The organism is Blautia sp. HCP3S3_C4 (assembly GCF_052064095.1).
GTDB lineage: Bacteria > Bacillota > Clostridia > Lachnospirales > Lachnospiraceae > Blautia_A.
Window position 1 is genome coordinate 19623 of record NZ_JBQHWF010000008.1, and the last position, 26218, is coordinate 45840.

Sequence of the window (26218 nt, forward strand, 5' to 3'; positions counted from 1 at the left end):
GAAACAGGATAGCTCTAATTTATAACTCGGTACTGGTAATTTGAAACTGGTACCCTGACCTCAAATAGTCGGGAGGTAGATAATATGGCAGCTGATGGCTCAATCATCATTGATACCAGGATTCAGACAGAAGATCTTTCCAAAGGATTAAATACGATCAAGGCAGGAATGACAAGAATTACTGCCCAGGTATCAAAAATGGGAGAAACAGCAAAAAATTCATTTCAAAGGCAGATTGCAACAGTTGACAGCCTTTATCAAAGCTATGAAAAGCAGGAAAGAAAAGTTGCTGAATTAAAATCTAAGCTGGATGAGCTGGGTAAAAGCAAGACAGAAACAGAAGAATACAAGCAGATTTCAGCTCAGATCAAAGCTCTTGAGACAGACTTTGAGAGCGTAGAATCTAAACAACGTGAATGGCTCAACATGGGATTCCCGGTTGATTCTGGACCTGTTAAGGATCTGGATAAGCAGTTGGATAAAATATGGATGGATATGGAAAAACTGCAGAACAAACAGAAAGAGATGCAGGTATCCGGTAGCGCATACATAGATCCTAAATCGACAGATGCCTATAAGAATGCATTACAGAAGTACAACGAGGAATCGCAGAAGCTGGAACGTACAAACGGAAGGTTATATTCTTCATACAATAATCTAAGGAAAAAAGTAGAGGAATATCAGAAAAAGAACAACAAGCTTGTTCTGGCAATGCAGAATCTACAGAAAGCTGCTGCACGTGTAGGTGCAGTCATGAAGAACATTGGCTCTGCTTTAAAGAGCGCAGGATCGGCTGTAAAAAGCATGGTCTCTGCTATGAAAAAAGCAGTGGAATCTATGCTTAATTTCGATAAGCAGACAAAACGTTCCAAGGCAGGTCTGGGAAAAATGCTGGGAATGTCGCTGATGTTCTCTGGCGTATTTCGGGCTATAAATTCTGCTATTGAAGGGATGAAAGAGGGATTTCAGAACCTCGCACAGTATAGCAATTCTACAAATGCCAGCTTTTCACAGTTAATGTCCTCTATGACAAGACTGAAAAATAGCCTTGCCACAGCATTTGTGCCGGTTCTGACAGTGATAACGCCGATACTCACAAAACTCATTGATATGTGCTCGCAGGCGGCTACATCCGTAGGAATGTTCTTTGCTGCTCTTACCGGACAGACAACATTTACACAGGCGAAAGCTGTACAACAGGACTATGCACAGTCTTTAGACAGTACTTCGGCATCTTCTAAAAAAGCTGCTACAGCTGCAAATAAGCAGGCAAAAGAGCAACAAAAGTTAGCAAAAGCAACGAAAAAGAACATTGCTTCCTTTGATGAACTGAATGTGATCGGGGGGAATACTACCGATACAATAAGTGATCTGTCAAATGTGGAGACACCAACGCTTTTACCAAAAGATATGTTCGAAGATGTTCCCATAAAAAGCAAGATTAAGGACTTTGCGGACAGAATCAAAGATATGATCAAAAAGCAGGACTGGAAGGGCATCGGGAAACTTCTTGGAAGTCAGATTAATAAGGGTCTGCAAAAGGTCAATAAAGCAATCCGGTGGGACAATGTAGGCAAGAAGATTGAAAAGGGCGTTGATGCGATCACAAGTATCTTCAATTCCATGGTTGATGAGATTGACTGGACATATCTGGGAAATACCATAGGCGAGGGTCTGAACACAATAGTCCGGACAATGAACCTGCTCATGGAAAAAACAGATTTTAAGAATCTGGGAAAAAGTATTGCAGAAGCTGTTAATGGCCTTATGGATACAATATCGTGGGAAGAGGTCGGACGGTTCTTTGGTAATCGTGTGATGGTTCTCTGGGACACATTAAACGGAGCGGTACATGAATTAAACTGGGCCGGCATAGGAACATCCCTGGCGGAGACATTGAATGGTGCTTTTCATCGTATAGACCTTGCCGAGATAAGCGATACTCTTGCAACTTCAATCAATGGAATCTTCACATCCCTGCAGAACTTTACAGCTACATTTGACTGGACTGGTTTTGCCGATAATATCAAAAATGGAATAACTACATTCCTGACAGAAACGGACTGGAAAGCAAATGGAGCGGCGCTTGGCGAGTTTATTGAGAAGTTATGCGAAACACTGACTGATGTAATGACTCTTGAGAATTTTCAGGAGTTTGGAAAAGGTATAGGGGAATTTTTATCGGAACTTCCATGGACAGAGATATTGAAAACTGCTGCCACAGTCATGATAAATGCCATAGGCGGGTTATTGTCTGGACTGGCAGGAACGCCGGCAGGCAGATTTGTAGATGGGTTGGTCGTTGCGTTTGGTTCTGCGAAGCTGATTGGAATATTAACAAAGGCGTTCAAGGCACTTTTTACAACAGCTGCTTCAGATGGCGTGAGTGGAGCAATTACTGCATTGAAAGCAGGCGGCGTATTTTTAAAATTTGCTTCTGCGATAGGAATCGGTGTAGCAGCAGGTGCTACGGCTTCTGAGAAAACGACATCCAGTAATGATGAGCTGAAAAGTACAGAACAACTGCTTTCAAACTTTCAGCTTGTATTGGAGGACCTTAAGGAGCAGGGCATTGTATCAGGAGAAGCTATGCAGCAGCTTTATGAAAAGGTCGGTGCAATTTCTTCTGATACATCACCGGCGGGGACTATCAGCCAACTCAGGGATGCATTGGTAGAGGCGGGAGTATCTTCCAATCAGCTTGCAAGCTCTATAGGAAACACAGATGTGAATCTGAGTGAATTATATGCTGTAATGGCAAATTCTACAGGAGCTATTGACGAAGCAACCGGGAAAACAAAAACTTTCTCTCAGGCAATACAGGATACAGAGACAAGCTCCCTGATTGAAAAACTGGATTCCCTGCAGACTGCGACAGACAAGGTAAGCTTTGCGGACCTAATCTTGAAATCCGCCAATGCGATTGATGAGATGGGCGGTATCTGGGAAAATGGAAAACAGATTCTTGGAGAAAAAGCTATTGCAATTCATGAAGAAATCGTAAATAAGGGCCTTAATCCTGATAAAGATGGGTTCTATAAACTGGCAAATGGACAGATGGTCCAGTACGGAAAAGGAATAGAAGATTCGACAGGAACATTGAAGGAAAAAACGAAATCCACATTAGATGCAGGGCTGAAAACTGGAATTCAGGAAGCACTTCCGGAACAACAACAGATTGGTTGGGATATGGGAGGCTATTTTATAACTGGTTATACAAGGGCCTTGCTGGAGAATAAGAAGCTTAGGGATGCATATAAAGACGCATTGGCAAGCGTAGATACAACAAATGCAAAGTCCAAAGCAAAATCCGATGGAGAAGAGCTGGGAAAGAACGCCGGCGAGGGATTTCAAAAGGGAATCGAAGAAGTCTCACCGGATGTGAATGCATCTGTAACAGATATGATGGAAAAATCGGTCAAGGAACCGGCTCAGACAGCTGTTGATGCACATTCACCGTCCAGATGGTTTGAACAGTTGGCGGACTGGTGTGGTCATGGATTTGGAGATAAACTGAATGCTGCTTTTTCATCAACATTTGCGTTCTTCAGAGATTTCCGTGCCCGTATCAGTAACAGCATAGGTAATTTATACAACATTGGTTATAACTTCCTAATCGAGATGAATAACGGAATGATGTCAGCGGCGACTGTCTTATACAATAATGCCCAGGCGATTGTCAACAGGATTAACAATATATTTCGGAATATAGGAAAAAGCCATTCAACATCCAGTATATCTGGAGGAATTGCCAGAAGCATTCGAAGCTATAGAATGCCTGCTATGACAGCACCACAGATTCCGTACCTGGCAAAAGGTACAGTTGTGCCGCGAAACTCCGGAGAGTTTGCTGCAATCCTTGGCGATAATAAACGTGAGACAGAGGTTGTATCTCCTCTTTCAACGATGAAGCAGGCAATGATGGACGCTTTGAGAGAATCCGGAAACAATGGCGGAAATTCTCCTCAGTACATCACGCTTAACATTGATGGTCATGAGTTTATTCGCTGGCTTCGCGATCAGAACGGACAATACAGGAACCGGACGGGCTTCGGAATCTTTGAAGGCTAAACAAATAAAAAATAACACAAGGAGGAAGAAATTATGCGGACTAGAGAAGCAACTTATGCAGACTATGGATTTAAAAAGGGAGAGGAAAAACAGCTGAAGCAGTATTGTCTGGATCTGGAACTGCCGGACAAGCTTCTGCTGTTACAATGTGCGCATGAATGCAATCCTATGGTTGAAGATGATCTCTTTTACAGTATATCCAAGGGCGTGGCATTTCAGGTCCTTGCCAGAAAAGGGATTGATCAGAATTACAAATGCCATGCAGATGTTTATGGATATAAACGAAAAACACTGGCATTATTCAGATCTGCACTACAGGCATGCGGAAGATATCCATTTTAGCAATAGAATGGAAAATTAGATGAAAATATTACGGTACTGTAAGGATATGGGGCTGTATATAATACACGCGAATGGATAACGAAGCGTGAGGGAAGCGTGAGAAACAGCATTATGTTGGAAAAAGATTGCATTTCTGCATATATAGCCGAAAAGCAATAACATATTTACTAGAAATGTTGAGATTTTTTATATGTAGCCCCATAACAGTACAGTTATTTCCAAAATAGAACTTGAAAAAACTTGAAGTATTGGCTTATATAGCTCGGAAAAATAATTGCAGAGCGGAAAGGAGCGTTGTTATAGACGATTTAGTATATCTTAAAAATGAACAAGCAGTATGTGATAGTTTACAGGTAGCGGAGAAATTTGGAAAAAGGCATTCAGATGTCATTAGAGCAATAGAGAATTTATTGGCAAATGACTCAACGCAAAATTGCGTTCAGTGCATCAAGCCATCTAAGTATAAAGATGCTTCCGGAAAATATAATAAAAAGTATTTGTTAAATAAAGATGGCTTTGTGTTCCTGGCATTTGGTTTTACTGGAAAAGAAGTGGATGCCTGGAAATGGAAGTATATTGATGCGTTCAATCGGATGGAAAGACTTGTTTATGAAAAGAATACTGCTGCTTATCAGATAGCAGATCAGGAAGAGAGGATCACCAGAAGAGCAGAGACGGATGTTATCAAGGAATTTGTGGAATATGCCAGAGCGCAGGGAAGCACTCACGCAGATCACTATTACAGCAATTATACCAGACTGGCATATAAGAGTGTAGGAATCACTGACAAGACAACTGCTGCCGGAAGTCAGTTAGATGATCTGTCATTGGTGGAACATCTGATAGCGCATACTTTAAGAACTGGCATGGCAGCAGGACGTAATTACAAAGATATTTACCAGGACTGCAAGAATCGATTGGAAGCTATGCGGTATTTACAGTGTACGGCGTGAAATGTTTTATTTGTCCAGAGTACAGGCATGAAATAATGTGAAAATGGATGGAAACAGTGCAAGGGTATATTTGTATAGGGTAAGGTAGAATAAAGAAAAATAGACGATTATTACAAAGCAATGAACGGTGTGGAAAGCATAAGGGAAATGCCGAGAATGGATCCCGATAAATTGAATAGGCGAAGCGGCAGCAGATGAGAGTGTGGGCAAATGGAAATTGACAAATTCTGGGGGCTGGCATATAATATACTTATCAAGACAGCCAGTAAGGGAAGTCAAGGTTCCCCGTCCTGGCAAGATATATGTTTAAGACGTAGCCGCCTATTCTTTACCAGAGAGCAGGGCGGCTATTTCTTATGTGTGTATGTAAGGATAGATACAATTAAGCTGGCTGTTGTCAGGATTATCATAAATATCTCGTAATCGCTCATAAGCATCCCCTCCTGTCAAGGCTCAGGATCAGGGGAACCACAGCCGCTCTACTGGCTGCCTGGATAAATATACTATATTTGATTTCTACGCTGGGCTTCTTTGATTCGTTGCTGTATTAATTGAATGTTTAAGTCATCCCAATAATTGATGTATACAAGAGTTATATGATTTTCAATGCTGAGTTTGAGTTTCTGCTTGTCGCGCCATTGTTGTTTTTCAAAGCCATCTTTTCCACCGAAAAAATCAATAGGTTCAAAATGTTGCTTCCCCTGATATTCAAAAGCTAGATGAAGACTTGGTATAAAAACGTCATAACTCAATTGACTGTTTCCTTGTTTTAAGAAATCGGCACGATATTGATAGTAAACAGGTTTTTTAGGAAACATTTGGGTTATTAATTGAAACATAAGTTGCTCTGATTTCCATTTGTTTTCTGGAATTGAATATTCATATAAATCAATATCTGCATACATTCCTTTTTCAATGGATTTTAATAATTCTACATCATTATAAGATTTCATATATGCAGTGAGCCAGCAAAATGACATTCCTTTTTCTTCGATACCGAGTTTTCCATTTCCTAAATTTTTCTTTCTCCATGAAATATCAAAAGTACCATTCAAACGACCAGTTAAAACAGTATGCATATCGGAATTAAAAGTAAATAAATATTTTAATCCTGCCCAGGTATTGAAGTGTTTTGGGTTAGAACATGTAACGCAGGCAAACAAGAGATCTGAACCAATGTCATATATTTTTTTTAAAGTTTGTTTCGCATTGGTATGACGAATTGCAATCCCATGATAAGGCTCTTCTTTAAGATCGAATAGTGCATAAGAATACGGAATTCCCTCCCATTTGTTGTATAAATCATTTATTTGTAGATTAGGAAACGCAGTGTTAATTAGTTCATACTTACTTATGTGATATGGATTTGAATAGCCCAAAATACCATTAAATCCCCAGTAAGAGCACAAGGGAATTGTGCGAGTGTATTTTTTTATTCCGAAATCATAATGTCCAGCATCGAATATTTCTTCAACAACAAGTGAATTAGTAAATTCGATATTTATAGAAATATAAAGGATTAATGTATTTTCAATAATATATAACAATCCATAGTCCCAAACGTTAAAAACTTGATAATTACAATTTTCAAGAAGACTCTTTAATCCTAATATATACGATTCGAAAATTTGTTTGGTATTTGTATCAGGAATAGGTGCTACTATTTGGTATAATCCGCGCCTGATATCTTTATCTATCTCTGAAAAATTAACAGAATTGTTATAGTAATCGACTGATTTTCCGGAATTTACTATAGAAGACGGAACCAGAATATAAATAGGATCAGTATGCGGAATGCCCCATAATGGGAAATTAGTTTTTATAATTTGAGTATGAGAGTATTTCATGTTATTAATCGGTTACTTTATCCCCGTTAGGAAGAATAAACGAACTTTGATAGATACATCCTGCTGCTTCTGCTACTTTTTTGAGTTCTGCTGGAGTAAATCCCTCTCGCTTTAATTTTTGGTTAAATGCTTGAGGACTTGAACCATATAAGCGAGCAAGCTCAGATACACTTATACCGAGTTTGACACATAATATTTTGACCTGTTCTGAAACTGCCATAATAATTCACCTCTAATATTTGATGTTTGATATATAAATAAATTATAAACGATAATATTTAAAAAGACAACATTAAAGTGGAAAAAAGAAATGAAATTATTTAAACAAAACTATTGACATTATAAACAGAAATGTTTATACTATAATCAGTTCAAGGGAACAGACAACAGCGAAGAGTGAAAATGAAGTGATTGTAAGATGTACCAAAGACACTAACATAACATCGGGTAAGGGTAAGGGGATAATGAGATGGTCGAGAAACCTTAGATAGCTTTAAGACCTGCCGGGGCTGTTGGGAATTCCGATAAAAGGAGGGATAAGAACATGAAGTACAACTTATCAAAGATCATGCTGAAAGCATGGAAGATTTACCGCAAGACAAAGGACATCCGCTTTGCAGAAGCTCTTCATAGAGCATGGTTGAGCGCAAAGGCTGAGGAAATCAATGCAAAGCGTATCGAAAGTGCGAAGCAGGCAGCAGGAATCACTGAAGAGACGAATACTTTTGCTAAATGGAAAGAACTGGGATATAAAGTGGTTCATGGTTCCAAGGCATTATTCGGATGTTCTCTTATCTGGGGAAGCAGGGGAGACGGCGCAGAATACAAGGCAAGTTTCTTTGGAAAGTCTCAGGTAGAAATAATTTAATAAAAAGCCCTTACCAGAGCGGCAACTCTGATAAAGGCAAAGTAACCCGACATTCAGCTAAATTGAGGGGTTGTGCGTATTATAACATACTCATTCCCCTCAGACAACAAAGGAAAGGAACAAACAAAATGATATCAGTAATGGATGTTCTTACAATTTTTATCAGTGGCTTTGTGGTTGCCAAGGTATGCGATTACATTAAAGAACTGGATAAGGAGAATGAGATATGAGTAAAAAGGAAGTATTAATGACACAGGAAGAAACAGAAGTGATGCGGGCCACAGGTGTTCCAGCACAGGAAATAGACGGTGTAGGTGTGGTTATGGCAACAGAGATTATCGCAGATCTCAAGAAACAGCTCGAGGAAGCAAAGGAAGAGGCGAAAGACTGGGAAGAAAGTTGGAATGTGTGTCGTAAGCAGGTTCGAGTACTGTCCAGACAGTCAGACATTATTAGTATGGCGTTAAGGATGGATGATGTAGAACTATTAGACTTATCTTTTGGATTTGTTAGAGGATGCTATAACCAGCAGATTAAAAAGGAACAGGAGGCAGAAAACAATGGAGAAATGTAATTTAACTCAGGTTCCTTGCAGAAAGGCAATTATGGACGTTGTCCAGGCTAACAAAGATAGAAGATCATTACAGCACACCTATGAGCTGGCAGAACTCTTTCAGGTGGCTTGTTCCAGCAATGAAGTATTTATGGAACTGCCAGAGGAAGATCAGGAGCGTTTCTGGCTGATTACAGATGCTTTAATGATGAATGATCTGGAAGACCTTAAGAGAGTACATAACCTTGCTAATTATCTGATGGTAAAGCGGATTAAAGATAATGTGAAAGTGGCGGAGGCATAACATGGACTACAAAAAGCAGATAATTGAGATGTTGGAGAAGATAGATAACATTTATTGGCTAAGGTCAATCTATGTATTCATGAAAACGCTGATAGGATAGTGGTACGGAGGTATAGCATGGATTATAAAAAAGAAATTGGAAATCTCTTGAATGAAATCCAGAGCGAGAAATTTCTGAAATTTTTGTATAACGTAATTGTCTCATTTAAGAAGCAGTGGGGGTACTAATATGGATTACAAGAAAGAAACTATTGAGATATTACAGAAGGTAAGCGATGATAGCCTGCTTGAATTCTTCTATAGATTCATTGCCAGAGTATTAAAGAACAGGGGATATTAATATGGATTACAAAGAAGAAACTATTAAACTGATTCAGAAGTGTAACGATCTTCACTGGCTGAAAGTAATCTATGCTTATGTTTCAAGGTTGTTGGGGTAATTAGAGGGGCGGCGGACTGCTGCCCTATTGCCAATAGAAAGACAGGTGATATAATGGCAAGAATACCATCAGGGATGCGAAAAAAGGAAAATGGTTTATTCGAAAAACGTTTTACTGTAGATGGCAAGCGGTACAGCGCTTATGGTCATAATGTAAAAGAATGCGCAGAGAACGAGGCTAGGATTCGTGAGGAAATTAAAGCTGGTCTGTACAATTCAAATAAGAACATAACACTGGATGCATATTTTGAGGAGTGGGAGAAGTCCAGGATAGGAGTGATCAAAGATAGTAGCCTTAAAATAAACAGGTCAAAGTACAATAACCATATTAAGCCGGTTCTGGGAAAGACTAAGATTCAGAAGATAGAGAAGCGTGAAGTAGTAAAGCTACAGCAGGACCTATCAAAGAAGTTAAGTGCATCAATGACCAACGGTGTTATAGTAGTTTTAAAAACAGTGTTGAATGCGGCTATTGACGATGAAATTATTGTTAAGAATCCTGCCGCCAATGTAAAGCCCCTTAGGACGGACGATAGGCCAAAAGCAAGTGAAACTATACATAGGGCATTAACCAGGGAGGAACAACAGGCATTTATACGGGAATCTAAGACAGAATGGCTTTATGAATTTTTCTGTTTTTCTTTGTGCACTGGAATGAGGCTCAATGAGATCATGGCCCTGAAGTGGCGTGATATAGATTACATCAATAACGTGATCCACGTAAGCAAGACCGTGAGCTGGAAAGAGGGAGGCGGGATTGAAGAAACTTTGCCAAAGTCTGACACCAGCAAGCGCGATATTCCTATGAATGACACTATCAAAAAAGTTCTGCAGATGCAGAGGACTAAGATGTCTTTAGTTTATGGAGAGATTTATGCAAGGAAGATGGACAATAATGTTTTTATCGGGAGTAATGGAGCTAAAGCGGTAGCATCGGCTACAGTATCATTTTCTATCAATAATGTTCTGAAACGGCTCCGGCAGCAGGGCATAGAGATTGAGAGATTTACCCACCATGCTTTCAGAGATACGTTTGCGACACGATATATAGAAGAGGGTGGGAATATGCAGACACTCCAGAAAATTCTGGGACACAGTAGTCTGGCTATGACGGCAGATCTGTATACGCATGTCCTTCCGAATACAAAGCAGCAGGAAATGAAACAAATAGAGAATGGATTTAGTGAGGTGGCAGTTTTATAACTGCTGCCTTTTTTGAATAAGATCAGCGGATTGGGGTAATAATTGGGGTAAAACCAAAATCTGCATTCCAAGAATCCCGTAAAATCAACATTCTTTGCAGTTTTTTTATAAATTTTATTTTTTTATTATAAATTAGACAAATTTTTCTCACATTTATGCGATATGATATTTACATCTTAAGGGAGTGACGAACCTTAAGATAAAATCTTTCCTTTCCCTATAAAAGTGTAAAATGATCGATGAATCCCCGCACCTATGGCAAGATCGCTGTAGGAGCGGGGATTTTGTGTTGTCTGCATCCACAGATACTCAGAATCTCAGGGACGACGGTAACGGTTAAAGCAGGCATAGATTTCCTGAAGTCTGGGGAGGGCATAGCCGCAGGAAATCTGGCGGTCTCCGTAAAGGAAAGACATTCCTTCTTTTTTTAGCTTTTTTTCAAGATCTTCGACAATTTCAGATAAGGTACGTTTTCCATTAATCATATTTTCTACAGCATATTTTAACAGAAGACTCAGGGTAGCCGTTTGTTCTGGGTCAATGAGCTGTTCAGTATAACGCAGATCAATCTCCTGTCTGCCCAGAGAGAAGCCATCAGTTTTGGAAACTTTGGTTTTCAGGCGATCCTGGGGTGCTTTAGTCATAATTCGATAACTGTGTGGAGATGCGAAGGCGGGAGCACAGAATGCAGGCAGAGGGTATTTGGCACAGAGAGCTTTGGTAGAGTCTGTAATGTCCCTGGGTACATAGTTATCCATCTGTATGATAGTATCTGCAATATGGAAAAAAGCACCGGAGCTTCCGGCTACCAGGATAGTGGAAATACCAGCCTTTTTATAAAGCTCACCTGCACGTTCCAGAAAGGGGGTAATAGGCTCCTTTTCACGCTGTATTACCTGCTGCATAAAAGCATCCCGTACCATAAAGTTGGTGGCAGAGGTATCCTCATCCAGCAGAAAAAGATGGCTGCCTGCCTCCATGCTTTCCACGATTCCGGCTGCCTGGGAGGTACTTCCACTGGCATCCTGGGTAGAAAAACAATGGGTATCCTTTTGGTTGGGCAGGTCATTGATAAACAGGGAGATGTCTACATCCTTAATGAAACGTCCATCTTCTGAGCGAAGCTTGACAGCAGTGCAGTCTGTGATCACATATTCTCTGCCGTCTCCGGGGATATGGTTGTATACGCCAAGTTCCAGTGCATTGAGAAGAGTAGACTTACCGTGATAACCACCGCCTACAATGAGGGTGATTCCCTGTGGGATTCCCATACCTGTGAGAGTACCTTTGTGAGGAAGCTCCATAGAGATCCGAAGGCTTTCCGGAGCGGAAAAGGGGATGGCGTTTTTCATAGGACGGGAGGAAATCCCGCTTTCTCTGGGAAGGATGGAACCATCTGCTACAAAGGCGGTAAGCTTTCTGCGGAGAAGTTCCTGACGAATATACTCCTGATCCAGAGCCAGTTCCATAAAGTTGCGGAGTTCTTTTTTATTTGTGCTGGAATAGAAAAATGCTTTCTGTACACAGACAGGGAGATAATCAAAAAGGATTTTCTCCAGCTCCAGGGCATTGATCGTTCTTCCGTTGGCTGGGAAACCAATGAAAAAGCGAGCAGTAATACCTCTGCCTGTAATCTCACAGGCTGTTCTGGAAAGGATTTCCTGACCACAATGACTAACAGAAATCAGACCGCTTTTTCCGGAACCCTTTGCACGGAAGGTGTAGCGGTTTACCTGCTGTTCGAACTGGCGTGTCAGGTAATCACACAGGGTGGTTCTGGTAAGTACATCCTTGTAATATTCACTGGGAAAAACAGAATCTCTGTGAGAGATCTGTATACTGATATGGGAGGGAGAGGCAAAGGGATCTCCCTGGACATGGTCAATGGAAAGAATGAAATTTTCAAAGCGGTAAGCGCCCTTTAAGCCCTTGTAGGCCGGGTAGCTTTTTCTGTGTATGGAATGAAGCTGCTGACGCAGTACTTCTGAATTCTGCATATATAGTTGCCTCCTGCTGAAAAATCAGACATCCGCAATTTCCGGAATGTCTGCTGATGTATATTACTATAGACGAAATTCTGTAGTTTGTCCATAAGAGGATTACTGTTTACTGTAACGTAACATTAGCTGGAAAAAACTTCTGCAATGTTATATAATAAAACGCGAAATACTATATAATAGAATGCACTATAGAGGAAGAAAAAATACGGATGAGAGCAGAAAGGCGGAACAGGTAATGGAACGTAGAAATGCATGGCTTTCTTATACAGAAGCAGAAGAAAAAGAACTGGAAAAGGTTGCAAAGGAATATCGTAACTTCCTTGATGTAGGTAAAACAGAGCGTGAATGTGTGACACAGATCATTAAAGAGGCACAGGAAGCAGGATATGAATGTCTGGAGGAGAAAGCTGCGAAAGGCGAAAAACTGAAAGCAGGAGATAAAGTTTATACTGTAGGAATGAAGAAAATCGTTGCACTGTTTCATATTGGACAGGACGATATTGCAGAAGGTATGAACATTCTGGGAGCACATATTGATTCCCCTCGTCTTGATATCAAACAGAATCCTCTGTATGAGGATACAGATTTTGCATATCTGGACACTCATTATTATGGTGGTGTTAAGAAATATCAGTGGGTAACCATTCCTCTTGCCATCCATGGAGTAGTGGCAAAGAAAGACGGAAGCGTAGTTCAGGTAAATATTGGAGAGGATGAGAATGATCCCATCGTTTATATTACAGACCTTCTGATCCATCTTGCAGGAAAGCAGCTTCAGAAAACAGCTTCAGAAGTGATCGAGGGTGAGAACCTTGATATTCTGATCGGAAGCAGACCGCTGAAGGATCTTGAGGATGATAAGAAGAAGGAAGCAGTGAAACAGAACGTACTGAATATCCTCAAAGATAAATATGATATAGAAGAAGAAGATTTCCTTTCAGCAGAGCTGGAGATCGTACCTGCCGGAAAGGCAAGAGAGTGTGGACTTGACAGAAGTATGATCGCTGCTTATGGACAGGATGACAGGGTTTGTGCATATACATCCCTGCTTGCAATGCTTGAGATGGAAGCACCGAAGCGTACCGCATGCTGCCTGCTTGTAGATAAGGAAGAAATCGGAAGTGTAGGTGCAACAGGAATGCAGTCCCGTTTCTTTGAGAATGCGACAGCAGAGCTTCTTGATGCAATGGGATGTTACAGTGATCTGAAATTAAAAAGAGCACTGAAGAATTCCAGCATGCTTTCTTCTGATGTAAGTGCTGCTTACGATCCTGCATATGGAGACGCATTTGAGAAAAAGAATGCAGCTTATTTCGGAAGAGGTATTGTGCTGAATAAATTTACAGGTGCAAGAGGGAAATCAGGATCAAATGATGCAAATGCAGAGTATGTGGCAAGAGTCAGAAATATTTTTGACAGCCATGAGATCGCATTCCAGACAGCAGAGCTTGGTAAAGTTGATGTAGGCGGCGGCGGAACAATCGCATATATTGCTGCACTCTATGGAATGGAGGTCATTGACAGTGGTGTTGCAGTGCTCAGTATGCATGCACCGTGGGAAATCACAAGTAAAGCAGATGTCTATGAAGCTAAGAAGGCATATAAAGCATTTTTACTGGATGCATAAAAAATGAAGAAATTGGGGAGGCTGCATCGTTTCTGATTAACAGAGACTTGCAGATTCCGCAGATAAGGGCAGAGCTTTTGGGGAACCGGAAGCCTGCCCTTTTATATATCTATAGCAATTCCGTAAAATAATTTTTGTGGAATTGCTATAAGAGAGAGGAGGAAAAGATGGAGGAAGCACTGATCAGAGTAAAAGATTTGTGTAAGATATATAATCCCGGCGAGAATGAAGTGCGGGCGCTGGATCATATTAATCTGGAAATTAATAAGGGTGAGTTTGTTGCTATTATCGGACAGTCAGGTTCGGGAAAGTCTACATTTATGAATATGCTGGGATGTCTGGATGTGCCTACATCCGGCGAATATTTTCTGAATGGAACTGATGTGTCTACAATGGAAGATAATGAACTATCAGAAGTCAGAAACCGGGAGATCGGATTTATTTTTCAGGGATTTAATCTGATCTCAAATCTGACTGCAATTGAAAATGTGGAACTACCGCTGGTTTACAGAGGGGTAGACAGAAAAACGAGACATAAGCTGGCAGTAGAGTCACTGACCATGGTAGGGCTTGAGAAACGTATGGATCACAGACCAAATGAAATGTCAGGAGGACAGCAGCAGAGGGTGGCTATTGCAAGAGCAATCGCGGCCCAGCCACCGGTGATCCTGGCAGATGAACCTACAGGAAATCTGGATTCTGCATCCAGTAAGGAGATTCTTCAGATTCTTAAAAGTATGCACGAGCAGGGAAAAACGGTTATATTGATCACACATGATAATGGGATTGCTGCTCAGGCAAGGCGTGTAGTCAGAATTATGGATGGAAAGATAGAGTCAGATTTTATCAATAAAAACTATGGGAAAGAAGAATATATAAAAAATCAGCTGGATGCATAAACCCGGTTACAAGGAGACAAATATTATGAAAAAAAAGAAAAGTAAAAAGAAAATTATTATTGGAGCAGCAGCTGTTCTCGTTGTTGCCGGCGGAGTTACAGTAGCAGGTCAGAGGAATTCTACAGAAAATCAAATCCCGCAGATTCAGGTGGTAACTGCAGAGAAGGGTGATGTTGAGGAAATCATAGATGCCACAGGAACAGTGGGAAGTGAAGAAGAGAAGACTTATTATTCTCCTGTAAATGCAGAACTGAAAACGGTTTCTTTTTCCCAGGGCGATGTGGTAAAAAAGGGAACAAAACTGATCGAGTTTAATACAGAGGATCTGGAAAAAGATAACCGGAAAGCAGAACTGAATCTGAAATCAACAAAGTACGATACAAAAGATACAAGAAATAAATCTGATAAAGCAGAGAAGAAGCAGAAGGATGCCAAAAAGAATGTTCAGGAGCTTGAGAAGAAAATAAAGGATAAAAAGGCTTATGTCTCGTCTCTGAAATCACAGATTTCAGCGGCAGCAGCAGCGGCACAGCGTGAAGCGGCAGCTCAGGCATCTGCACAGGTAGCAGCTCAGGCTCAGGCACAGCAGCAGGAAGCTCAGGCAAAAGCCCAGGCAGAGGCAAAGAAACAGGAGGAAATCCAGAGTAAATATCAGGCCGCACTTTATACATACAAAACGGAGACTCTTCCGCAGTACCAGCAGCAGCTCTCAGATCTGAATGCACAGTATAATCAGGCACAAAGCGATTATAATCAGGCAGACACCACATATCAGATGGCATTTGCAACATGGCAGGCAGACCCTTCAGATGAGAATACACAGGCTCTGGATAATGCGGAGGCTGCAAGAACACAGGCACAGCTCGCAATGCAGCAGGCACAGCAGACTTATAATGATCTTAAGCAGCAGACACCGAAAATGCCGGTACTTTCTGATTTCACAGAAAGCAGTGCAGATTACTCATGGGGAATTTCAGACGGTTCAGATGCAGATGACAGTGATGGGGAAGATTCTTCCTCCTCCGGATATGATTACAGTGGAAGTGATGGCGGGACAGTAACTGCGGATACTTCTGCTCTGGAAAGTGCGCTTGAGACAGCAAGCGATGAACTTGCAGAGCTTCAGTCAGATCTGGCTTCTGAGAAAGCTATCGCAGAGGCAGATTCCACAAGCCTGACAAAAGAAGAAAAAGAGAAACTGAAAGTAACGGATAATCTTTCCGAACTGGACGCAAAATCAGCCGAGGAGCTGGTGAAGGAAGGAAAGAAAGGAATCACCGCGGAATTTAACGGAATCATATCCAAGGCAGATATTAAGCAGGGAGCAGCAGTTACTCAGGGGATGGAACTGTTTACTATTGAGAATACAGACAAGGCAAGTGTGGATGTGACTCTCTCTAAATATGATTACAATACAGTGAAAGAGGGGCAGTCTGTTGAGATTACCTTGGGGGATAATACTTATCAGGGTACTGTAACAAAAATGAGTCATATTGCGGTGCAGAATGAAAAAGGAACGCCGGTCATTTCAGCAACAGTAAGCATTGATGATCCAGATGAAGATATTTTCCTGGGGGTAGATGCAAAGGTTAAGATTTATGCGGCTTCTGCGAAAAATGTGGTGACTCTTCCTGTGGAAGTGATCAATATCGGCAAAGAAGGTTCCTTCTGCTATGTGATAGAAGATGGACTGGTGACAAAGAGAAATATTACCACAGGAATCAGCTCAGAGGATTATGTGGAAATTACGGATGGAATCAAAGAAGGAGAAAAAGTAATCGCAGATCTGGGTGATTACACAGAGGGAATGGAAGTACAGGCAGTTCCTGAGCAGACAGGAGAGGATGCTGATGAGTAATCTGTATGAATATATCAAGATGGCAGTCCATAATATTATGGCAAATAAGGGACGTTCTTTTCTGACTATGCTTGGCATTATCATTGGTATTGCTTCTGTAATTGCCATTGTATCTGTGGGTGAAGGAACCAAAAACCAGATGAACAGTGAAATTGATGATATCGGCGGCGGGCAGATTGCCATCAGTGTCAGCGATGAGGCACAGACAGATGAGGAGTGGATCACTGCGGATGATGTGGAAGCAATCCGGGCGGTAGACGGTATAGAAGGAGTAAATGTTTCGGATTCATTCAGTGGAGAAACTACCACAGGTAAGGGGAATTTTTCTCTTATGCTGACAGGTGAGGGACCGGATGCGAAACTGTTAAATAATGCCACCATGAAGCATGGAGTATATTTCGGGGAAAATGAAGTTCAGGAAGCAAAAAATGTCTGTGTGCTTTCCGATGCAGATGCAAAAAGACTTTTTGGCACAGATGATGTGGTTGGAATGACTGTAGATGTCAACTGCTATGGACTGACCAAAAGTCTTCATATCTGCGGGGTGACAACCCAGAAAGAAAATGGAACCTTTGTCAGTTATACTTATGAGGGAATGCCGGTGACTATTAATGTTCCCTATACTACAATGAATGAATTCACCGGTGTATCCGATTACTTTTTCTCAGTAACAATGCAGGCAGATAAGAGCTTAAACAGTCAGGATGTTGCTGACAAAGTGGTAAAACTGATGGAAAAAAGACATCAGTGTGCAGGAAAAGATTACTTTCAGGTACAGAGCTTTCAGGATATTATGAGCTCTATGAATCAGATGCTGGATATGGTGACTGCTTTTATCTCCTTTGTGGCGGGGATTTCCCTTCTGGTTGGCGGTATCGGCGTTATGAATATTATGCTGGTTTCCGTAACAGAACGTACCAGAGAGATTGGTATCCGTAAGTCACTGGGAGCGAAAACCTCTTCTATTATGATGCAGTTTCTGGCAGAGGCGGCAATTCTGACGGTGATTGGAGGGGTGATAGGAATTGTTCTGGGTGTGATTGGCGGATATGTAATCTGTTCAATCATAAGCAGTAGTATGGGAATGTCCATCACTCCGGGAATCAGCCTGAGTACAATTATGGCGGCGACTTTGTTTTCCTGTGCTGTGGGAGTATTCTTTGGAATTTATCCTGCGAAAAAGGCTGCAAAACTGAGTCCGATAGAGGCATTAAGACGGAACTGAATTTTTGCAAAATAATGAATTGTATTGGATAAAAGAAAAAAATAAAAAAATTTAAAAAAGGTGTTGACAAATGCTTTAGTATAGAGTAAAATGGTCAATGTTGTGAGGGACACAAAATAAAAACTTCACAAGGATGTGCGTTTAGCTCAGCTGGATAGAGCGTTTGGCTACGGACCAAAAGGCCGGGGGTTCGAATCCTCTAACGCACGCTAATAAAAAATAAGACAGTGCATATGCACTGTCTTATTTTTTATTCGAGTCCGGGTCGGACTCGAACGGGTTCGATCTACGCTTTGCTCCGGTCGTTGCTAAACGCGTGCCACTGGCACGCAGCAACCTCTAACGCACGTAAAACCGCTAGAAATCAAGGCTTCTAGCGGTTATTTTTTTACTTGACAAGGCTACTTGACCCTTTGGTTAGTTCCGATGGCATAGCCCCGGGAGTAATCATTAAGGAGAAGAAATTTTACATTGAATGTAATTGAGTAAAGCTCTGTCATTCCGATTGTCTTCAGAAATTGTAATGATTTCAACCTTTGGGTGATTTACAATTTCAGGCCAGAAAGATTCTGCAGGTTCCTGTAATACCCCTAAAATGGGAGTCTGCCCATCCAAAAGGTTTAAGATTTTTTTACGAAATAAAGCAGCGTCTGCTTCATGTGGACCAAGTTCATCCATAACAATTAAAGAGCAGTCAGAACACATGGAAAGAATATTGCATCCAAGACGATCAAAGGTATCGGCAGTGTGTTCATCTGTTTTTCCGCATAAAAACAAAAGATTAGATTCGTTTGGGAATTCCTTCTCTTTTAGATGGTACATATGAACTGAATACTGATTCTTTAGATAGTCTTTTGTGCGGACAGTCAGGAATCCATCAGCGTTTTTCTTATAATCATCCAATATCTTTTGGATCAATGTAGATTTTCCAATGTGTTTTTTACCAGTTAAAAATATATGTTGAGTCATAGTAAAGTCCCATTTTATTTTGTAATAGTTCCATAATTGTAACCCACGTATCATTTCTCATGAACTGTTTTGGCTGAGCTATTTACCGGTAAACAGATAGTTCGTTCACGGCCATAGCGGTCGTATGTAGTTATCACATCCATTTCAATATCGTAAACAGATTGTAAGGTTTCAGATGTAATGATTTCTTTGGGAGAGCCAAATCCCATAACCTTTCCGGATTTCATGAGAAGAACTTTGTTTCCCACGGAAAAGGGATGCTCAGGACTATGTGTTGACATAATAATGCAATATCCCTGGTTGGCCAGCCCTGAAATTACTTCCATGAGAAGCTGATGATTTGCATAATCCAGATTGGCGGCTGGCTCGTCCATGATGAAGATTTTTGCAGACTGACAGATTGCACGGGCAATTAAAACCAATTGCCTTTGTCCTCCGCTTAAGGAAGTATATTTCCTGTTGGCAAGAGGCAGGGCATTTACTTTCTCCAAGGCAGCAAAAGCTGCTTCCTGATCAGGCTCTTTTGGGGTTTCAAATGCGGAGAAATGAGAAGCACGCCCCATAATTACCATATCAAGAACTGTATAGGCAAATACAGGGGAATGATATTGGGGAATATATGCAATCATATTTGCCAGTGCTTTGGTTGTAAAGTCACTAATATTTTTTCCGGCTATCTTTATTTTTCCATTAGAAACAGGAAGGGAACCTAATATCATGCGGAACAGAGTAGTTTTTCCACAGCCATTAGGACCAAGCAGACAAAGCACATCACCATAGTCTGCGCTGCAGCTGATACCCTTTAAAATATCACCATTGCCGTAACCGCCAAAAACATTTTCAATTTCCAGAAGCATATAATTACGCGCGCTCCTTTCGTTTGATGATAAGATAGATAAAGAAGGGGGCGCCCATGATACTTGTGACAACGCCAAGTGGAAGTTCCATGGACAAAAGGGAACGGGAAATATCATCAACAAGTATCAGATATCCGCCGCCAAGGATCGCACTTGCAGGTATCAGCCTTCTGTAATCAACGCCAACCAGTGCACGTGCCAGATGGGGGATCATCAGCCCGACCCATCCGATCAATCCTCCAAGACAGACTGCAGCGGCGCTGAGTAATGTGGAAGCGACTATAAAAATCAGACGATATTTACGCACATTGATTCCTAAACTTTTGGCTTCTTCTTCATCCAAAGTCAGCAGATTGATCTGCCATCGAAAAATAAAAATCAGACTTAATCCAATGATCATTGGAAGAACACTCCAGGAAAAGGATTTGGTTGTGGTTTTGGTTAAGCTGCCCATAAGCCAGAAAGTAATTTGCTGGAGAACATCATTGGGGTCTGCCACGTATTTGATCATTGTGACACCGGCATTGCAGAGTGACATGATCATAGTTCCGGTCAGAACAAGACTGAGGGTCTGGGAATGTGCGGATTTTCGGCTGATAAGATAGGATGCGGCTACTGCGACCACACCACCTGCAAAAGCAGAAAGCTGAATCATCCAGTTGGAAGCTCCGTTTAAAATTGCAAAAGCAGCTCCGAGACTTGCACCGGAAGAAACTCCAAGAATATCCGGAGATACCAGTGGATTGCGAAACATTCCCTGATAGGTTGCACCTGCTACCGAGAGGGAAGCACCAATAAATAAAGCAGACAGAATACGGGGCAGACGGATATTCCAGAATATGGTAACTGCCTGGGGTAAAATATCTCCTTTAAAACTAAATTTTGATAAAAATGCATTTAGTACCTGCACTGGTGTAAGCGGATAATATCCCACCCAGAATGAGAGTACTATAATGATAAACAAAAGTACCAGCATAACCGCCAACAGCAGAACATATCGTCTTTGCCGGGCAGTAGCTGCTTTTTTTTCATTAGCTGTCAGATTCATAATCATTCATCCTTGTAACTTGACTGATCAAATTTACGGTGTTATACTCAGAAAAACCGAATTGTTTTTAAAAACTATTCGCATATACATTATAATACTTAAATGATGTATAGTCAATTTAATCGAATCAAGTAAGTCCCCTGCTTCAATTGCGAAAAGCAATAAGCAGTGAGTGGGGACTTGATTGCATCAGGAGGAGTGCAAGCTCCTTCTGATAAACTGCGGAGCAGTTATTCGGTTATGAGCAAGTAGCGAAGCGGATTGCGAATATCCGCTTGACCAAGCGTCAATTATGAGTAATGTGGAGAAAAGAAAGGAGAGAGGTTATGAAAAAGTACAGACAACTTTTGGCTCTGCTTATATGTCTGGTGATGTCAGTCAGTCTTTTAACAGGATATTCTGAAACGAAGGCTGCTACTGAAGAGCCGACGCAGAGTGGGGAGCAGGATGCCACACAGGAAACTGCTGAAACCCGTGAGATCACAGACATGGCAGGAAGAAAAGTGACGGTCCCTGCAGCAGAAAATATTGAATCTGTTTTTTCAGCAGGTCCGGTAGCTGCAATTTTTCTGTATATGGTTGCACCGGATAAGCTTCTTGGGTGGAATTATGAACTGAATGATGTTGAGAAATCTATTATTCTGGACAAATATCAGGATCTTCCTAATTTTGGAATGGGTGATGCTGTCAATTATGAAGCAGTAATTGCTGCCAATCCTACAATTGCTATTAATAGTGGAAAGATTAATGATGCAATGGTTTCTGATTGCGATGCGTTATCAGAAAGCCTTGGGATTCCGGTTGTTGCAGTAGACAACGAGCTTAATAATTCTGCGGAAGCTTTTCGTTTTATGGGCGAACTTCTTGGCGTAGAAGATCATGCAGAAGAGCTTGCTCAGTATGCGGAGCAGGTATTTACTGATATTAATGCACTTTCAGATATTCCAGAAGAAAAGAAGGTCAGTGTATACTTCGGTAATGGGGAGGATTCACTGGAAACTGCACCCAGGGGATCCCAGCATGCACAGATCCTTGATGCCATCAATGCAGTCAATGTTGCAGATCTGGAATTGGGAGATGGATCCCGTGTTCAGATTTCAGCAGAACAGCTTCTTGCATGGAATCCGGATGTGATTGTTGTAAATGGTGAACCAAAGGCAGATAAAAGCGGAAATTCTGCAGCAGAAGATATCCTGAGCAATCCGGATTATGCTTCATTAAAAGCAGTACAGGACCAAAAGGTTTATGGAACTCCTAATGCACCGTTTAGCTGGGTGGATCGTCCGGCAGGACCAAATCGTCTGATCGGTATGCGATGGTTCTCAGCATTGATTTATCCGGAATATATTAAATGTGATATCAATGAAGAAATACATAAACTTTTTGATCTTTTTTATCATGTTGATCTGTCCGATGAACAGTTGGAAAATGTTCTGAAAGGAACTGTATAAAGATCAGACAGAGATGTAGAAGGACTGTACAATAAATAATAAAAGAAACACCAGTTCCGGTAATGATACCCGGTTCCGGCGTTTCTTTTTATTTTAATGAAGCTTTTCTGTCAGCACGGATCTGGATCATCTGTCCTGTGATGGATATGGCAATCTCAGCCGGTGTTTCTGCTTTAATCTCCAGTCCGATAGGTGAGATGATGCGGTTTAAATCCTGTTCATCAATGCCGTATTCTTCAACGAGACGGCGAAATACAGCTGCTTTTTTTGTACGGCTCCCAATGACACCTATATAGCATGCCGGTGTGGCAAGAAGCTGTGCCTGTACAATGGTATCATAGGAATGCCCACGTGTCATGACGCAGCAATAATCAGCAGCTGTGATGGAAATATACTGATCCAGATGGTTGAAATCACAAAGCATTGTTTCAACTGCCCCAGGGAAAAGGGCAGGATCTGCAAATTCCGGCCGGTCTTCCAGGACGATACAGCGAAAATCAACGCTTGCAAGGATTGGTACAAGCTTCTGTGAAACATGTCCGCCACCGAATACATAGACGGTTTCTGAAGTTCCGATCTGTTCAGAAAACAGGTCATAATCTTTACTGCGATAGCGGTGTGGCTTTGCAGATAAAGAGGACAATACAAAAGAAGGAACATTGGCATTTCCGATGAGACCGCATGCAGGACTGTAGAGACTCATACCGGAAGTGGTGAGAAGATCGCAGATCAGCCAGAAATCTCTTCGTTCTTCATAGAATTTTTCGGCAGTTTCCGTGATCTCTGCAATAATCGGGTCGTTATGATCCAGATACTGAAAAAAGACCGTAACGTCACCACCACAGATCATACCGATATTTTCAACATCCTTACGGTTTAGCAGGAACTGATGTTCACAGGATTCCTTTCTTTCAAGGATATCTAATGCCATACATTCAGCGCGATATTCTACAGCTCCGCCTCCGATGGTTCCGGTAACTCTACCGTTTTTGTTGACCAGCATGCGGGAACCGGCACCTCTTGGTGTAGATCCTGAGGATGCTGTGACAGAGACAAGCACCAGATCGTATCCCTTCAGGAATTGCTGTTTTATTTTCTGAAATAATGCTCTCATATAATAAAATACCTCCTCATATAATCTGTCAGATCAAAGTTAAGCATCAAAAAATCCTCCGAAACATTTTTCAAATATTTTTTTTGAGCAGTTACGTGTTTCTTCTGAAAAACGGGCATATCGTTTCAGAAATTCCTTGCCATATGGTGTCAGTTCACTATGGCTTCCCCTTATACCACCCTGGCTTCTGCTGATCAGGGGCTCATGAAGCTGTGATTCCAGGGTATGGATCAGGTTCCAGCTGGCAGAATAGGAAATATGCATGCGTTCACAGGCATTGCGCACAGAACCGGTTTCATGAATTTGTGTAAGAAGGGCATAGAGCTTTTCATCAAAGAAAACTTTTTCCCTGGCCAGCTGAATATGGATTTCGGAACGGATCAGGCTCTGGTTATGTATGCGGAGAAGTTCGGCATAATCCTCTGGTGTATCAACGTCATGAAGGATGCCGGGATCATCTACATCCAGATAATATATAGGTTCTCCACAGTTTTTTACAGCACCCTTAAGCCCCGATTTACCCTTATCATTTAGGATAGAATCAATAAGAGTGGACCGGATCAGGAGAGGATGGCCGGGTCTGCCGTTACAGACCGGGATTACAAGTGGATGCCCCAGAGAAAGCATTTGAGTAACAGTCCGGGCTGTAAACAGTGGAATGTCTACAGGTGTAAAGAGAACTGTATCCACTTTGCCTTTCAGATACTCAAGTCCGATCCGGACAGAATCAAACATATGCGTGTTTTCATAGTCTTCATTTCGAAGAAAGATTACATTATTGGAAGCAAGGTGGCATTCCAGAACATCTGCGCGATATCCGGTTACCACCACTATTTTAGAGATTCCGGCCTGCCGGAAATTATTGATCACGCGCTGTGCAATGGAAATGGAGCCAAGCTGAAGCATTGGCTTAAAGTCTCCCATTCGTGATGATTTTCCGGCAGCTACGATGAGAGCACCTGTCTGCATCATAGATATCACCTTCTTTCAATGATGTTATATATTGAGACTATTATAACATATAAAAGAAGAATATTCGCTTGATAAATCAGCATTTCTCAGCAATATCATAGATAAGCCGTTCTGTATCTTCCCATCCGAGGCAAGGATCTGTGATGGAACATCCAGGAGTCATATGATCACTGATATCCTGGCGGCCCTCCAGAAGGTAGCTTTCAATCATAACACCTTTCACCAGCTTTTTAAGTTCCGGATTATAATTACGACTGTGAAGTACTTCTGAGACAATTCGGATTTGCTCTTTGTATTGTTTATTGGAATTAGAGTGGTTGGCATCTACGATGATGGCAGGGTTCTTAAGATCTTTTTTGGCATATAAAGCAGACAGATGCATCAGATCTTCATAGTGGTAGTTAGGAATAGTCTGTCCGTACTGGTTTACACCTCCGCGGAGAATGGTATGTGCCAGATCGTTTCCTGAAGTTTCCACATCATTTCCTCTGTAGATAAAATGATGGGGATGCTGTGCAGCAGTGACGGAATTCAACATAACAGAAAGATCACCACTGGTAGGATTCTTCATACCAACCGGAATATCCATGCCGCTGGCAGTGAGACGATGCTGCTGATTCTCTACGGAACGTGCACCTACAGCTTCGTAGGAGAGAATATCATCCAGATAGCTGCGATTTTCAGGATAAAGCATCTCATCTGCGGAAGAGAGTCCTGTTTCCTGCATAACTCTCATGTGCATCTTGCGGATAGCAATGATTCCGGCAAGAAGGTCAGGCGCTTTATCAGGATCTGGCTGATGTAACATTCCTTTGTAGCCGTCGCCGGTGGTACGGGGTTTGTTTGTATAAACCCGTGGGATAATCATCAGTTTGTCAGAAACCTTATCGGCCACTGTTTTTAATTTGTGTACATATTCACAGACTGTATCTTCGTTATCTGCAGAGCAGGGTCCTACAAGAACCACAAATTTATCTGATTCACCGGTAAAAATGCGGCGTATTTCTTCATCTCTCTGTTTTTTTACTTTTTTGAGTTCCTGGCTGAGAGGGTACTGAGATTTCAGAACCTCCGGCAAAGGAAGCTCGTGATTGATTTTCATAGACATGATTTGTTTCCTCCATATAATATCATACAGGCTCTTGATAATGCCGGAACTCAGGAATGTTTTATACCTGACCGGACTGCCTGCACATTTTCCTTCACAAGTATAACATGATGTTATCTAAAATTCCAGAACTTTAACACTTTAAACTGACATATTTTCAGAGGGCGTAATCAGACTGTTTTTTATGCTTGTTTCCTAGCTTCACAAAAATGCTTTCAGATGTTACAATCAAATAAAAGATATGAGGAAAGAAAACAGATTGTGGAAGAATCTTTTGGGAATATATCTGCAAGCTGTGATGGCTGTATGGCGGGACTGGCTGAGATGTATCAGGAATATATTGATGGCACGAAGGAAATCCGCGACATTAACATGGAGTTTAATGCACATTATATACGGGAAGATCTGGATGAGAAATCAAAGAGAAGCTGCCCGATGTAGATAAAACAACTATATGGGAAACTTACAGATCTCGAATATACAGGAAATAACAAGATAGCAGGAGAAGGA

General features: G+C 41.4%; 22 protein-coding genes and 1 tRNA gene. 14 read left to right on the top strand and 9 right to left on the bottom strand.

Annotated elements, in window-relative coordinates:
• Positions 1-84 precede the first annotated feature (84 nt).
• From ACTNC6_RS08720 to ACTNC6_RS08730, 3 genes are all read left to right on the top strand, one after another.
• On the top strand, positions 85-4071 hold the full coding sequence (locus tag ACTNC6_RS08720; protein ID WP_441043883.1) for a hypothetical protein: 3987 nt from the start codon (positions 85-87) through the stop codon (positions 4069-4071).
• A gap of 33 nt (positions 4072-4104) precedes the next feature.
• Entirely contained in the window at positions 4105-4413 is a 309-nt protein-coding gene (locus ACTNC6_RS08725; RefSeq protein WP_329285063.1) for a hypothetical protein, read from the top strand.
• 248 nt (positions 4414-4661) lie between these two features.
• Positions 4662-5366 (top strand): Rha family transcriptional regulator, encoded by a 705-nt coding sequence (locus ACTNC6_RS08730; RefSeq protein WP_441043884.1) that lies wholly within the window; start codon positions 4662-4664, stop codon positions 5364-5366.
• Between the two features lie 503 nt (positions 5367-5869).
• Here ACTNC6_RS08730 and ACTNC6_RS08735 read toward each other — a convergent pair.
• Entirely contained in the window at positions 5870-7213 is a 1344-nt protein-coding gene (locus ACTNC6_RS08735; protein WP_441043885.1) for a hypothetical protein, read from the bottom strand.
• A 4-nt stretch (positions 7214-7217) separates the two neighbouring features.
• Positions 7218-7433: a helix-turn-helix domain-containing protein gene (locus ACTNC6_RS08740; RefSeq protein ID WP_055066188.1), complete on the bottom strand. Its 216-nt coding sequence runs from the start codon at positions 7431-7433 to the stop codon at positions 7218-7220.
• Between the two features lie 324 nt (positions 7434-7757).
• Between ACTNC6_RS08740 and ACTNC6_RS08745 the strand changes: the two genes are divergently transcribed.
• The 4 genes from ACTNC6_RS08745 to ACTNC6_RS08760 all read left to right on the top strand — a co-directional run bounded on the left by ACTNC6_RS08745 (position 7758) and on the right by ACTNC6_RS08760 (position 10580).
• Positions 7758-8081, top strand: a complete 324-nt coding sequence (locus tag ACTNC6_RS08745) for a hypothetical protein (protein ID WP_441043886.1) — start codon at positions 7758-7760, stop codon at positions 8079-8081.
• Positions 8082-8307: 226 nt separating this feature from the next.
• Complete coding sequence (locus ACTNC6_RS08750) at positions 8308-8655, top strand: hypothetical protein (RefSeq protein ID WP_441043887.1); 348 nt, start codon at positions 8308-8310, stop codon at positions 8653-8655.
• Positions 8642-8938 carry a hypothetical protein gene (locus ACTNC6_RS08755; protein WP_441043888.1) on the top strand — a complete coding sequence of 99 codons (297 nt, stop codon included), beginning with the start codon at positions 8642-8644 and terminating at the stop codon, positions 8936-8938. The genes ACTNC6_RS08750 and ACTNC6_RS08755 overlap by 14 nt, the downstream gene beginning before the upstream one ends.
• A 493-nt stretch (positions 8939-9431) precedes the next feature.
• Positions 9432-10580, top strand: a complete 1149-nt coding sequence (locus ACTNC6_RS08760) for a tyrosine-type recombinase/integrase (protein ID WP_441043889.1) — start codon at positions 9432-9434, stop codon at positions 10578-10580.
• Between the two features lie 317 nt (positions 10581-10897).
• On the opposite strand, the gene ACTNC6_RS08765 is transcribed toward ACTNC6_RS08760, so the two are convergent.
• Positions 10898-12577, bottom strand: coding sequence for an ABC-ATPase domain-containing protein (locus ACTNC6_RS08765; RefSeq protein ID WP_441043890.1), 1680 nt, complete (start codon positions 12575-12577; stop codon positions 10898-10900).
• 238 nt (positions 12578-12815) lie between these two features.
• On the opposite strand from ACTNC6_RS08765, the gene ACTNC6_RS08770 reads away from it, so the two are divergent.
• From ACTNC6_RS08770 to ACTNC6_RS08790, 5 genes are all read left to right on the top strand, one after another.
• On the top strand, positions 12816-14207 hold the full coding sequence (locus ACTNC6_RS08770; RefSeq protein WP_441043891.1) for an aminopeptidase: 1392 nt from the start codon (positions 12816-12818) through the stop codon (positions 14205-14207).
• A gap of 167 nt (positions 14208-14374) precedes the next feature.
• A complete protein-coding gene (locus tag ACTNC6_RS08775) occupies positions 14375-15106 on the top strand; it encodes an ABC transporter ATP-binding protein (RefSeq protein ID WP_008708059.1) in 732 nt (243 codons plus the stop codon).
• A 25-nt stretch (positions 15107-15131) separates the two neighbouring features.
• Positions 15132-16964 (top strand): efflux RND transporter periplasmic adaptor subunit, encoded by a 1833-nt coding sequence (locus tag ACTNC6_RS08780; RefSeq protein WP_441043892.1) that lies wholly within the window; start codon positions 15132-15134, stop codon positions 16962-16964.
• Positions 16957-18189, top strand: a complete 1233-nt coding sequence (locus tag ACTNC6_RS08785) for an ABC transporter permease (RefSeq protein WP_441043893.1) — start codon at positions 16957-16959, stop codon at positions 18187-18189. The genes ACTNC6_RS08780 and ACTNC6_RS08785 overlap by 8 nt, the downstream gene beginning before the upstream one ends.
• Before the next feature lie 135 nt (positions 18190-18324).
• Positions 18325-18398, top strand: a tRNA-Arg gene (locus ACTNC6_RS08790).
• Between the two features lie 241 nt (positions 18399-18639).
• On the opposite strand, the gene ACTNC6_RS08795 is transcribed toward ACTNC6_RS08790, so the two are convergent.
• From ACTNC6_RS08795 to ACTNC6_RS08805, 3 genes are read right to left on the bottom strand one after another with little or no spacing between them, the layout of a single operon-like run.
• The gene (locus ACTNC6_RS08795) at positions 18640-19212 is read right to left on the bottom strand and encodes a nucleoside-triphosphatase (protein WP_441043894.1); all 573 of its coding nucleotides are present in this window, start codon (positions 19210-19212) and stop codon (positions 18640-18642) included.
• On the bottom strand, positions 19209-20015 hold the full coding sequence (locus ACTNC6_RS08800) for an ABC transporter ATP-binding protein (RefSeq protein WP_441043895.1): 807 nt from the start codon (positions 20013-20015) through the stop codon (positions 19209-19211). Before ACTNC6_RS08800 ends, ACTNC6_RS08795 begins: the two co-directional genes overlap by 4 nt.
• A 4-nt stretch (positions 20016-20019) precedes the next feature.
• Positions 20020-21063, bottom strand: a complete 1044-nt coding sequence (locus ACTNC6_RS08805) for a FecCD family ABC transporter permease (protein WP_441034183.1) — start codon at positions 21061-21063, stop codon at positions 20020-20022.
• A gap of 326 nt (positions 21064-21389) precedes the next feature.
• Here ACTNC6_RS08805 and ACTNC6_RS08810 point away from each other — a divergent pair, with 326 nt between their 5' ends.
• Complete coding sequence (locus ACTNC6_RS08810) at positions 21390-22514, top strand: ABC transporter substrate-binding protein (RefSeq protein ID WP_441043896.1); 1125 nt, start codon at positions 21390-21392, stop codon at positions 22512-22514.
• A gap of 88 nt (positions 22515-22602) precedes the next feature.
• Here ACTNC6_RS08810 and ACTNC6_RS08815 read toward each other — a convergent pair whose 3' ends face one another.
• The 3 genes from ACTNC6_RS08815 to ACTNC6_RS08825 all read right to left on the bottom strand — a co-directional run bounded on the left by ACTNC6_RS08815 (position 22603) and on the right by ACTNC6_RS08825 (position 25708).
• The gene (locus ACTNC6_RS08815) at positions 22603-23628 is read right to left on the bottom strand and encodes an XdhC family protein (protein ID WP_441043898.1); all 1026 of its coding nucleotides are present in this window, start codon (positions 23626-23628) and stop codon (positions 22603-22605) included.
• A 39-nt stretch (positions 23629-23667) separates the two neighbouring features.
• Positions 23668-24600 carry an NTP transferase domain-containing protein gene (locus ACTNC6_RS08820; protein WP_441043899.1) on the bottom strand — a complete coding sequence of 311 codons (933 nt, stop codon included), beginning with the start codon at positions 24598-24600 and terminating at the stop codon, positions 23668-23670.
• Positions 24601-24676: 76 nt separating this feature from the next.
• A complete protein-coding gene (locus ACTNC6_RS08825) occupies positions 24677-25708 on the bottom strand; it encodes a 3-deoxy-7-phosphoheptulonate synthase (RefSeq protein WP_441034175.1) in 1032 nt (343 codons plus the stop codon).
• A gap of 219 nt (positions 25709-25927) precedes the next feature.
• Between ACTNC6_RS08825 and ACTNC6_RS08830 the strand changes: the two genes are divergently transcribed.
• Positions 25928-26149: a purine biosynthesis protein PurH gene (locus ACTNC6_RS08830; RefSeq protein ID WP_441034173.1), complete on the top strand. Its 222-nt coding sequence runs from the start codon at positions 25928-25930 to the stop codon at positions 26147-26149.
• Positions 26150-26218: the final 69 nt, after the last annotated feature.

Excerpts from the sequence above, each read along its gene's own strand:
- ACTNC6_RS08720 (WP_441043883.1), top strand. The coding sequence starts at position 85 with ATGGCAGCTGATGGCTCAATCATCATTGATACCAGGATTCAGACAGAA.
- ACTNC6_RS08725 (WP_329285063.1), top strand. The coding sequence starts at position 4,105 with ATGCGGACTAGAGAAGCAACTTATGCAGACTATGGATTTAAAAAGGGA.
- ACTNC6_RS08735 (WP_441043885.1), bottom strand. The coding sequence starts at position 7,213 with ATGAAATACTCTCATACTCAAATTATAAAAACTAATTTCCCATTATGG.
- ACTNC6_RS08740 (WP_055066188.1), bottom strand. The coding sequence starts at position 7,433 with ATGGCAGTTTCAGAACAGGTCAAAATATTATGTGTCAAACTCGGTATA.
- ACTNC6_RS08745 (WP_441043886.1), top strand. The coding sequence starts at position 7,758 with ATGAAGTACAACTTATCAAAGATCATGCTGAAAGCATGGAAGATTTAC.
- ACTNC6_RS08750 (WP_441043887.1), top strand. The coding sequence starts at position 8,308 with ATGAGTAAAAAGGAAGTATTAATGACACAGGAAGAAACAGAAGTGATG.
- ACTNC6_RS08755 (WP_441043888.1), top strand. The coding sequence starts at position 8,642 with ATGGAGAAATGTAATTTAACTCAGGTTCCTTGCAGAAAGGCAATTATG.
- ACTNC6_RS08760 (WP_441043889.1), top strand. The coding sequence starts at position 9,432 with ATGGCAAGAATACCATCAGGGATGCGAAAAAAGGAAAATGGTTTATTC.
- ACTNC6_RS08765 (WP_441043890.1), bottom strand. The coding sequence starts at position 12,577 with ATGCAGAATTCAGAAGTACTGCGTCAGCAGCTTCATTCCATACACAGA.
- ACTNC6_RS08770 (WP_441043891.1), top strand. The coding sequence starts at position 12,816 with ATGGAACGTAGAAATGCATGGCTTTCTTATACAGAAGCAGAAGAAAAA.
- ACTNC6_RS08775 (WP_008708059.1), top strand. The coding sequence starts at position 14,375 with ATGGAGGAAGCACTGATCAGAGTAAAAGATTTGTGTAAGATATATAAT.
- ACTNC6_RS08780 (WP_441043892.1), top strand. The coding sequence starts at position 15,132 with ATGAAAAAAAAGAAAAGTAAAAAGAAAATTATTATTGGAGCAGCAGCT.
- ACTNC6_RS08785 (WP_441043893.1), top strand. The coding sequence starts at position 16,957 with ATGAGTAATCTGTATGAATATATCAAGATGGCAGTCCATAATATTATG.
- ACTNC6_RS08795 (WP_441043894.1), bottom strand. The coding sequence starts at position 19,212 with ATGATACGTGGGTTACAATTATGGAACTATTACAAAATAAAATGGGAC.
- ACTNC6_RS08800 (WP_441043895.1), bottom strand. The coding sequence starts at position 20,015 with ATGCTTCTGGAAATTGAAAATGTTTTTGGCGGTTACGGCAATGGTGAT.
- ACTNC6_RS08805 (WP_441034183.1), bottom strand. The coding sequence starts at position 21,063 with ATGAATCTGACAGCTAATGAAAAAAAAGCAGCTACTGCCCGGCAAAGA.
- ACTNC6_RS08810 (WP_441043896.1), top strand. The coding sequence starts at position 21,390 with ATGAAAAAGTACAGACAACTTTTGGCTCTGCTTATATGTCTGGTGATG.
- ACTNC6_RS08815 (WP_441043898.1), bottom strand. The coding sequence starts at position 23,628 with ATGAGAGCATTATTTCAGAAAATAAAACAGCAATTCCTGAAGGGATAC.
- ACTNC6_RS08820 (WP_441043899.1), bottom strand. The coding sequence starts at position 24,600 with ATGATGCAGACAGGTGCTCTCATCGTAGCTGCCGGAAAATCATCACGA.
- ACTNC6_RS08825 (WP_441034175.1), bottom strand. The coding sequence starts at position 25,708 with ATGTCTATGAAAATCAATCACGAGCTTCCTTTGCCGGAGGTTCTGAAA.
- ACTNC6_RS08830 (WP_441034173.1), top strand. The coding sequence starts at position 25,928 with ATGTTACAATCAAATAAAAGATATGAGGAAAGAAAACAGATTGTGGAA.